This window comes from Roseburia sp. 1XD42-34 (genome assembly GCF_009917385.1).
Classification (GTDB): domain Bacteria; phylum Bacillota; class Bacilli; order Bacillales; family Amphibacillaceae; genus Virgibacillus.
The window spans coordinates 52667-62982 of sequence record NZ_QWLJ01000024.1 but is presented as its reverse complement, the minus strand read 5'-3'; the positions used below and the strand labels follow the sequence as shown (position 1 = coordinate 62982).

6 protein-coding genes and 1 pseudogene are annotated in these 10316 nt (G+C 34.7%); 5 read left to right on the top strand and 2 right to left on the bottom strand.

Annotation, left to right across the window (positions count from 1 at the left end; translation table 11 throughout):
* Window positions 1–296: 296 nt before the first annotated feature.
* Window positions 297–911: pseudogene (locus D1839_RS20370) on the top strand (MepB family protein).
* Between the two features lie 839 nt (window positions 912–1750).
* Here the strand turns inward: D1839_RS20370 and D1839_RS12985 are convergent.
* On the bottom strand, window positions 1751–2902 hold the full coding sequence (locus tag D1839_RS12985) for an MFS transporter (RefSeq protein ID WP_120380391.1): 1152 nt from the start codon (window positions 2900–2902) through the stop codon (window positions 1751–1753).
* A 676-nt stretch (window positions 2903–3578) separates the two neighbouring features.
* Here D1839_RS12985 and D1839_RS12980 point away from each other — a divergent pair.
* The 3 genes from D1839_RS12980 to D1839_RS12970 all read left to right on the top strand — a co-directional run bounded on the left by D1839_RS12980 (window position 3579) and on the right by D1839_RS12970 (window position 6754).
* Window positions 3579–3977: a RidA family protein gene (locus D1839_RS12980; protein ID WP_120380390.1), complete on the top strand. Its 399-nt coding sequence runs from the start codon at window positions 3579–3581 to the stop codon at window positions 3975–3977.
* A 456-nt stretch (window positions 3978–4433) separates the two neighbouring features.
* The gene (locus D1839_RS12975; protein ID WP_120380388.1) at window positions 4434–5285 is read left to right on the top strand and encodes a MerR family transcriptional regulator; all 852 of its coding nucleotides are present in this window, start codon (window positions 4434–4436) and stop codon (window positions 5283–5285) included.
* Window positions 5286–5635: 350 nt separating this feature from the next.
* Window positions 5636–6754, top strand: a complete 1119-nt coding sequence (locus D1839_RS12970) for a C45 family autoproteolytic acyltransferase/hydolase (RefSeq protein WP_120380387.1) — start codon at window positions 5636–5638, stop codon at window positions 6752–6754.
* Between the two features lie 495 nt (window positions 6755–7249).
* On the opposite strand, the gene D1839_RS12965 is transcribed toward D1839_RS12970, so the two are convergent.
* Window positions 7250–8155, bottom strand: coding sequence for a DMT family transporter (locus D1839_RS12965; protein ID WP_120380386.1), 906 nt, complete (start codon window positions 8153–8155; stop codon window positions 7250–7252).
* Window positions 8156–8313: 158 nt separating this feature from the next.
* Between D1839_RS12965 and D1839_RS12960 the strand changes: the two genes are divergently transcribed.
* The gene (locus D1839_RS12960) at window positions 8314–10089 is read left to right on the top strand and encodes an ABC transporter substrate-binding protein (RefSeq protein ID WP_158589658.1); all 1776 of its coding nucleotides are present in this window, start codon (window positions 8314–8316) and stop codon (window positions 10087–10089) included.
* The last annotated feature ends 227 nt before the right edge of the window (window positions 10090–10316 follow it).

The following is a 10316-nucleotide window of genomic DNA, read 5'->3' as shown; positions in this document are numbered from 1 at the left end:
AAACTCCTATTATTCCCAATTTTGGAACAATATATTTTCGCTTGACTTTGAAATAAAAAGTTTATGCAACGCTAGTGTTAAAAAGTATAGATCTTTTGATAGTTTTGCTAGATAGTGTTAAGGTGAACAGCGGGCTTAACAGCACTTTTTTTAAAACTCAAGAATCTAATCATAGAATTTCTTCTGTTAAATTTTCATTACTATGGTTGCATTTGTTCACCAGTTCGTTAAACAGGTGCTCCGTTTGAACTAACTCACCATCAAATAGGTAATTGTGCTAGACTGGTATTAAATGGATGTTTTTAAACGCAAAGAAGTATAATAGATTGCTTAGAAAGGAAGGCTATATGACTACTTACAAATTGGAAAACACTTGGAGGTCCGGGCAGAAAATTGTTGACCCAGCAACAAATAACCTGCCGTATCAGTTGGAAATGGCTATGAAAGTTTATGAAGCTTGTGGAATGACAGTGACGAGTAAGGGTATTCGAGAACCAGAAAGTGCTGAGTATGGCGCTTGCCGTTTTGGAATGGAAGGGAAAGATATCATTTTTCGCGAAGCAAAGACAACACCAGTTAAAATAGGTCAGTTCGTAACCATATGAAAACGACCTATAGATATAATCCTCCCATTTGCCAGCACGGATAGTGTAGATTTTGTCGTTATAGGTGTAAGCAGTTCACAAAACCAAGGGCAGTTTGTTTTTGATAAAAAAATACTTATCGAAAAGGGAATTATGTCTCATAATGGCAAGAAAGGAAAAACGGCTTTTCGAGTCTATCCGCCCTGGACTGAACCTGTGAGCAAACAAGCTATGAAGACACAACAATGGCAACGCCATTACTTTTTTCCTTTTGGGACACATGTAGCTATTGACAAAGAAAACATACGTAAACTTTTTAATCTTTAACATATAAAAGTTGTTGTTGAGTTAGATTTGAGTTAGAAAACGAAACAACCAATGACGAAAAGCAAAACTTAGCGAAGTCATTAATAAAATTTAAATGTGTTAAGGCAAATTTAAGAAATAAATGCTTTTGCCTCCGTTTCTCCCCCATGTAAGGTGCCGTAAGACCTTCCCACTTCAAGACCTGAGTAGATACATAAGGAGAAAACGGCACCTACATGACCGATTGGTTCAACTAACATCCAGTAGGAGATGGAAGAAAACTCCTACTGAATGAAGTTTTACGTTATGAATATGACAAGCGGGAGTAAATTCATGTAAACCAAAACGAAGTAACAGCCAAGGCTGTAAGAAACCCAAGCATTTTGGAAAAAAGATTGATCCATGCTTGGGTTTGAGATTTAGTCTACGTAAAAAGGCTGTGGAATTTCCACAGTCTTTTTAAGAGATAAGAAACCACCATGGCTCGCCTAGAGCGCGAGCCACCATCTATTATGAAAATAAAAAAATCAATGATGAAGGGCTTAGCTTCGTATTGCCTTTAGCCAAGGGTATTTTCATACAAAAGTATAAAAATGTTGGCTTATGAGTACAGATATAACGGGATAGCCACGTCCGGCTTAAGCGCCCAGCAACTAGGCGACTTCCCTCCATTGCCCTACGATAAGTCATCATCGGTTGGTGGTTAAGAGGAAGGTCGACTAACAACGGGCTTGCCGCCCTACGTCGGCATACTCCTGTTGCAGGAGCATGATTCCTAAAGCTTTAGTCGATTCGCTCCAGTCGCTACGTTGCTAAACGGGCGCTCTGCGCCTTTGTTCCATAAAAGTAATTATTTTTTATTACGCAGAAATGTTTTGATGAGACGAAGACTTCTTTGTTAGGGAGGCGTTTATCATTAACGCTATACAAATTGTACCTGCTGTAGAAAGAACCACGCCATTCCATGCAAATTCATCCCAGATAATACCAGGAATCCAAGAACCAAGACTTCCGCCTAGATAGAAAAAGAATAAGTAAAGGGAAGTAGCCGCTCCACGAGATGTTGTTGCAATATCAGTAACAAAAGCTGTAGTAGCTGATTGTGATGCGAAGTTTCCAAAAACTAATAAAGAAGCACCGATAATAATTGTTGGCAACGTCCCGAACAGGGTTAACAATATTCCTATAACTGCGATTATATGCCCATTAGCCATCGTCCACCTTCTTCCGATCCTATCTGATATATATCCTGATATGGGCGCTGATAATAATCCAAAAGCATAGGTTAAGTATAATAAAGAAACTTCCGTAACAGTTAGGTGAAAAGGTGCTCCACTCACATAAAACGGAATGTAAGTAAAGAAACTAATAAATGCAAAGAATTGTGCAAAACCAATAGCGAATGTACCAACTAAAGTGGGGTTTTTAAAGTGAATAAGAGAACTATTAATATTATTATTTTTTGTTTGATTTTTAGGGTTAGGTAAATACAGCCATACAAGAAAAGCGACAATAGTAGAGAACATAGCCATACATCCAAAAACAGCTTTCCAGGAAAAGAGATCTGCTATTGGGCCAGAAATAACCCTCCCTAATAGCCCACCCCCAACATTCGCACTTACATAAATCCCCATGATTTTACCTCGATGTTTCGCTGGAAACTCTTCTGAGGTATATGCCATCATAACAGCCGTTACACCAGGTATAAATAAACCATATGCAAATCTCCAGAATAAGATCGTATGGAATGAATCTGAGACGGCAATCATGGCACTTGGAATAATTAAAGCTATACTCGCTAACAAAATAATTTTCTTTCGGTTATACAAATCAAACTTTGATGCCAACATAAAAGAGGTTATAGCTAAGGTGATAATGGTGATAGAAATAGTATGACTAACAACCGAGATGGATAACTGAAATTCATTCTTCCAGATAGGTAGCAGGGGCTGAGGTGCATAGAGAAGAATGAATGCATTGGCTGTAGCCAAAAATAATACTAGAAGCAGCATGAATCATTATCACCCCTTTACATATAAATGTCCCCTTACATACTTGATTTTGGGTAGATTAACCGTTTTTAGATGCTTCTGTACTATGTGCACACCATCAGTTTCATGACTACTAATGAAACTCATAATATTTGATTAAATTTTCAAAATAATGTTAACACACACCCTTTTATTAAACAAGAATATTTTTACATAAATGACATCTTGTTATTAAAATCCCTTAATATGGACGTTTATAAATGTAAATAAAAGTTGATCAAAAGTACGCGCCAAACGCTAACTTTGTATTTCGGTGAACAAAGTTTTTTAATTAAAATTTATTTTTACCAAATAAAACAAAGATCGATTATTTAAAATAAAGCTTGATAAAAACCTTGCTCTATGTGACAATAATTTTGTACAGAATAAGTTTTTTATCCTGATAATAAAAATCTAATTAAAACAATGCTAGGTTGAAACTAGCAATAAACCTTAGATTCATTTTTTATTTACGTAAAGAATGCTGTCATTTAGAGAGAGGAGTGTCCACCCATGAAGAAAAAATCACTTAAGTTCTTATCTTTTGGATATGGATACTCTACTGCTGTTTTTTTCTAGAAATCATTCCACAGGTGAAGTGTGTCTAAATTTGATTTTCTAGAAAAACGGCAGAAAATTTCTAAATGGCGGTGAATAAATGGAAAACAGAAAAGTTACAAGGAAAAACCCATCAAATATGCCTGCACCGGTGGGGAATTACACACATATCACAAAAATCCCAAGGAATGCAGAGTTATACGTTACATCAGGTCAAGTCGGTATGGATCAAAATGGGCAATTTCCACAAAATATGAATGAGCAAGTGAGTAATACGTTTACCAATATAAAAAAAGTGATGGAATCCGAAGGGTTACGTGCTGAAAATATTATAAAAGTAAACATATGGGCTACTGAGATAATTGATTGGGATTTCTTAGATTCAGAGTGGGATCAATTATTTAGCAATGATTATCCGGCAATGACGATTGGATATCTTTGTGAGTTAGGTTTACCTGAGATAAAAATCGAAATAGAAATTTGGGCAGCCAAAGTATAAAATATAAAGCTTTAACACACTTCATCAAAACCATGGAGCATCTAACACCAGAGATTCCATGGTTTTTCATATGAACAATTTCAAACAGTCGGGCTCGATTGTTGAAGTGGATGGAAAATGATCAAGCTATTTTATAAAAAATATATACTCATTCACAAGAGAAGAATAACTTTTCGATCACTCGGATTCTTTTTATGCAGGTTGCAGCGGTTAAGATTGATCATGTGAGACATGAGGATCATTTAAAAATGGCGGCCTTATTGGGAGCCGTTTGCCAAGCGGCCGAAAGCAATCATTTTCAGGTGTGTATATTAACTCCATCCAGTTCACCCATCATTTTCATCGACAGCTCCGTTATAAAGAATCCTTATTGTATTTATAAGGTTGGCGACATGGTTAATTGTCATTTCATACATTTTTTACTTGCCAAAGAAAATATGTTGAAAGGATGAAAAAATGTACTCTATCGGAAAATTTTCTGAAATATGCAATATTCCTGTTAAAACATTACGTTACTATAGCGACATTGGTTTACTAAAGCCTTCTTACATAGATCCTATTACTAAATATCGTTATTATGACTACGACAAAATTCAAACTATGAAAAAAATTAAGCTTTTAAAAAGCTGTCAGTTCTCTTTGCAGACAATTAAGGAATTGATGGAAAAAAATGATCAAACACACTGGAAGAGCCTATTGGAACATAAAATTGCTGAACTTGAAGATCAAAAAGAACAACTTTCCAAGCAAATAAAAGAAATAAATCGTTTAAAAGTACAAATCGAAAAAGAGTCCTCTATCATTCCGGGACCTCTTTTATCCGACTGTTTTATGGAAAAACGAAAGGAAATACTAGTCTATACCCTACGTGAGAAAATAAAGGTTACATTTATTGATCAGTTGGTTAAGAAGTTGTTTGATCGAGTTTATGCTTTTAATCTGGATATTATTGGTAATCTCATGGCTGTTTTTTACGAACGAGACTTATATCAAAAAGAGGCAGATGTGGAACTTCTGATTCCAATAAAAGAAACGAATAAAATAGACGGTTGTATAATGTTAGCTGGTGGAACATACGCATGCCTGACTGTGAAAGGCCCCTATTCTGAGTTGGATGCAGGATATGAAAAGTTGAGAAGCTGGCTAATCGAACAGAATTTATCCCCTGTAGGGAATGCGTTTGAGATCTATGAAAAAGGACTTGTTCCTTCCGATTTTAATATAAGAGAGATCCGACCAGATTTGAACAGACATCCCTCTGAGTTTATTACGAAAATATGCGTACGAGTTACCAAGAACGATCATTAAGCAACAGCATTATATAGAAAGAGGGTAAACTCTCCACCTGCTGGAGGGTTTATTCTTTATATAGACATAGAAATAAAGGGGGGAAATTATGATGTATATCTAGCTAAGAGTCAAGACTTACCAGGCAGGCATACGCGGGAACCCTTTATCGATCCCTGAAGATTCGAGCAATGCAAATCTATTCTCACTGAATTTGACTCAGGTTTTCTGGGAAGGAAATCGAAGGGTTTGCTGATGCTTGTCATTCTTTATTGGAAGAAGTCAGTTCATTTCTTTTAAGAATATGTTGAGATAGCTGGTATGTATGTCCACGATATACATCAATCATTTTGACTGAGGAGAGATAAATTATGAAAGAGTCCATTCACGCTTCTTTTTCGTATCTTGAAGGCACTAGTTATGAAATTGGTAGAAAGCAAGGAAAAGAAATAAAAAAGAATCCAGTAGCAAAGAATACAGTTTTATCAGTCAAACCAATAGACGAGGCAAAATGTAAGGATATGGAAAAGCTCATGAACCAGTATTGTCCAGGTTTAAACGAAGAATTACAAGGGTTTGCAGATGAGCTTAATGTAAAGCTAAGTGATCTTGTCTTCTTCGATGAAGCGTTGCTACAACCAGGTGGATGTAGTTTGGGTGCTGTTTTACCGACTAAGACAAACGATCGTAAAACGTATGTCCTAAGAAACTACGACTTGTCCCCAGCCATCGCTGATATGAGACTCTGTACAACAAAAGTAAAGGGGCAATACAGTCATACTGGATTTTCCGTTTCATATTTTGGTCGAAGCGAAGGCTTAAATGAAAAAGGGTTTTGTGTAGCTTTTGCCGCTTGCGGTATGCCAGTTGGAAAACATCCGGGAATGAAAAAGCCGACTATAAAAGGGTTACAGTTTATGGTGATCGTCAGGGCGTTACTGGAAAATTGTAAAGACGTTGAGGAGGGAATTTCTTATATAGAGGATATGCCTATTGGAACAAATATGAATTTGCTTCTAGCAGATGCCGATGGTCATGCAGCTTTAATCGAAACTTATGATGGAAAAAGAGCTGTAGAAAAGAGCACCACCAAATCAGAATATATGATTGCAACTAACCATGCCCTATTTCCTCATATTTCGAGAATAGAAAATGGCATGTTGGAACAGTCCAAAGTACGTTATGATTTTATGAAAAATAGTTTAAAAAGCAATGATCTTATCTCGAAAAACCATCTGCGAAGTTTCCTATTACAAGAATATCCTGAGGGGTTAACGGTGCATAATTATCAACAAAACTTTGGAACCGTGCATTCTATATTGTTTGATTTAGACGCCAAACAACTGGAATTCTCCTTTGGCTCTCCTATACAAAATAACATGCATCAGTTAACAGTTGGAGAAGCTTTACCTGCTTCTGATTTAAATATTTCGGTTGAGAATACAGATTATGGACCGAGTTTTTGGAGAATGAATGATCAATCATTTTAGAATGTAGAAAAAATAAAGTGTAGTTGAAAAATGATGGAGAAGAATGAAACAACTTTATTATTATTTGTTTTTTGTGAAAAAAATCACTGCTATTTAAATCGGTCCGTTTTTTGAATGATTTTATCCCGCATGTAAGGTGCTGTAAGACTCCCACTTCATAATCCCTGAGTTGGTACAAAAGGTCTAAGTGGGAGTAAACGGCACCTAAATACCCAATTGGTTCAAAGGCCTTTAGGTCATACCCTGGCGGTACTAACAACAGTAGAAGATGGAAGAAAAATCCTCCGGAATAAAGTTTCACTTGATGATGCGCTTTTTCCTCTTTAAAATGTTCCCTATCAGGGACATTGCTAATTGGATGCCCTCTGCACAGCCATTTATAGAGAATCAATATGACAGGATAAATGATTGGTTACGGTCTATCTAAAGGAATTTTTCATATCCAGATATCGAGAGTTAGAATCTCGGGACTTCGTTTGGAATGATATTACGAATTTATATGTATTTTTTATTGGTATCGCTAGACTTGCTTTTATTTCTTTCTCCAAAAGATAATAAAAGAATGGAGATGATTAAAACGATTGCACCTGCCGTATTCTGAAAGGTTATTTCAATAGGAAAAAACGGAAAGGATATAACAGCGAGCAATAATGGACTGAATGCTCTCGTTACATTGGCGATTGCGAAACGTAAATGATTCAATGCTTGATACAGAAAAAGTGTTCCTAAAAACCCAGTACAAAGTGAAGATATTACTATATAACTAATTCCTGTTAATGAATACCCCGATGTAAATAGGTCCCCTGTAAAAGTAGCATAAAGAAAAAGAAATATAAAGGTGATACAATTGTTGGTGAATAGAATTGAATTTGATTCTTTTTCTTTTGTTAGGCTCTTTTTTATAAAAATATTGGTTAGTGCGAAAAAGAATGTATATAAAATTGCGAAGAAACTGCCTAATATATTGGATTCGTAATTGCCGTCTTTATGAACAAATAAAAATGCTCCTAAAATGGCTAAGCTAATAAATATGATTTCATTTTTGCTTAGCTTTTCTTTTAATAATAAAACAGATAATAGAACAGCAAATACTGTATAAAATCTTCCAATAAATCCTATTTCAACAGGTGAAAGCAAATGAGTGCTTAGAAATAAAAAAATAACCCCTATTGAATTAAATAAAGCTAACATAATGATTTCTTTTTCAAAATAGAATGTCACCTTCTTGTTTTGTAGTAAACCCAATAAATAACTTGCAAATATAACAGTTATAGCATTAATAACAGATGCCTTTGCAGGTGAAATTTCTACTAGTCCAAATTTGGACAATAACGGTCCTACTGCCATCATGAGAACAGAAAGCAAGTTGTATAGATGTCCTTTTTTTAATGAATTACTCATCTGAATAAATCTCCTGGTATACTACGTTAAGCAATTATTTTTACCCCTTTCTTTGAAATCCGTTTACAAATCCTATACTTATTATTATATTTAATAAAAGGAGAACGAAAAGTGAAAATTGTTATTTATCTTTTCACCTTTTATGGGAGCATTCAATGATGAAACTTATAGACTATTATTTGCAACTGTTTGTTAAATTTTCAAATGGTGTAGCTTTCCAAGAGGTTAAACTAACAAGAGCTAAGATCAGTAAAGAATTACAATGTACGGAAAGAACTGTAACCAATATATTGAATAAGTTGGTGGATAAAAAGTGGATAGAAAGAAACAAGGGAGAAGGAAGAGGTAATTCAACCACGATCATTTTTTTAAAAACAATGGAAGAAATGCTTGATTATTTTGAACGCCTAGCCCCTAATTATGACGATATTCTTAGGCTGATATCACTGTTAGATATGAATGCGTTATATATAGAGAAAGAACAGGTCTATACTGATATCGTTTTTAAACTATTTGGATTAAAAGTTGGCTCTATGACAATGGAAAATGAAGAAAAAAATGATTATGAACATTTAAAGATTCCTTATTTCCGTTCCTTTTATTCATTAGATCCCTCTGCTGTAGAAAGACGTTCCGAAAGACATCTAGTTGAGCAAATTTTTAATACATTAGTTACCTACAATAAGCCATCCGGAAAAATAGTGCCGAACATTTCGCATTATTGGAAACAAGATAATGATGGGAAAGAATGGACTTTTTATATAAGGAAGGGTATTCATTTCCATAACAATAAAATCCTTACTGCAAAAGATGTAAAATTTAGCTTTGAAAGGCTTAGAAATACATCGGAAAAATGGATAGTGAGACACCTTAACAACATAAGTTGCTTAGGGAATTATGTTGTTCGCTTTGAGTTTTCACAGCCGATGAATGGCTGGGATATTCTATTATCTTCCCCTAAATGCTCCATTATTCCTGAAAATTATAGTGGTAAATCACAAGAGGAATTTGCTAAATATCCAGTAGGTACAGGACCTTATATGGTTAGAAAACACGATAAGTATCTATTAAAACTAATGGCTCATGTTACTTACTTTCAAGGGAGAGCCTTTATTGATGAAATATCCATCTTTGTGTTACCGACCATGGAAAAGTATTTTAATGCTAATAAAATGGGGCATAAACCTTTATTTTACATTCCGTTTTCTATAGAAGAAAGTGGTAATGAGGTGTATCAAAATATTCAACAACATAACTTATCCATAAAGTACTTGATGTGGAATATGAAAAAAGAGAATGTAAAAGTAAATAGTGTATTAAGAAGAAAGATATCTTCTATTATAAATAAAGATAAGCTGATTGGGGATTTGGGGTATCCAAGGTTTCAAACAGCAAATTCAGTGATAGATCCAGAAAATGCATATATCTCCAATTCTTTAATTAATCAAGATATTGATTATAAAGAACCGTTAATTTTAATGACATATCAATGGATCCCAAATCAGGATAACATCAAATGGTTGCGGAGGGAATTTGAAGAAGTTGGAGTAAAACTTCATATTGTAAACGTACCTTATTCACGCTTTATAGAGGAGTCGAAACAAGCAGATATCGTTCTATCCGAATTGGTTTTTGACAACTCAAGAGAGGTTTCGGCATATAACCTATTTCTATCTGGTAGTAGTGTATTTTCTAACCTATACCATTCAGATAAGGACATTTATCAATTTATTGATAAAGCTATGAGAGAAAAACAACGTGTAAAGCGGATGCAGTTGCTAAAAGGGTTGGAAGAAAGCTTCATCAATCAAGGTATTATAATACCTTTATATTCTACGTTTGAAAAGGCCATATTTCATAAAAACCTAATGGGGATATCTTTAAATACAATGGGGCTGGTTCCCTTTGAAAGATTATTTTTCCGAAAAAATTAATATATATATGCTTTATCTATTATTAGATTGGTTACATTAAAAATTTAGAATGGTGAGCATAAACTTTTGTGTACGTAGGCACTTTCTGAAAGCGTATCATTTATTTACTAATGCTAAAGCGGAGTCACAATTAAAAACGTTGTTTGTTTTTTTGCTGCTTTTAACTCGAAATTTTAATAGGAAATCTTTAACAAATGGTAATTTTTTAATGCCACCAAGAGGGGACG

What these genes read in the sequence shown, in the direction of transcription:
- D1839_RS12970 (WP_120380387.1), top strand. Translation starts at nt 5,636, where the DNA reads ATGAAAGAGTCCATTCACGCTTCTTTTTCGTATCTTGAAGGCACTAGT.
- D1839_RS12980 (WP_120380390.1), top strand. Translation starts at nt 3,579, where the DNA reads ATGGAAAACAGAAAAGTTACAAGGAAAAACCCATCAAATATGCCTGCA.
- D1839_RS12985 (WP_120380391.1), bottom strand. Translation starts at nt 2,902, where the DNA reads ATGCTGCTTCTAGTATTATTTTTGGCTACAGCCAATGCATTCATTCTT.
- D1839_RS12960 (WP_158589658.1), top strand. Translation starts at nt 8,314, where the DNA reads ATGAAACTTATAGACTATTATTTGCAACTGTTTGTTAAATTTTCAAAT.
- D1839_RS12965 (WP_120380386.1), bottom strand. Translation starts at nt 8,155, where the DNA reads ATGAGTAATTCATTAAAAAAAGGACATCTATACAACTTGCTTTCTGTT.
- D1839_RS12975 (WP_120380388.1), top strand. Translation starts at nt 4,434, where the DNA reads ATGTACTCTATCGGAAAATTTTCTGAAATATGCAATATTCCTGTTAAA.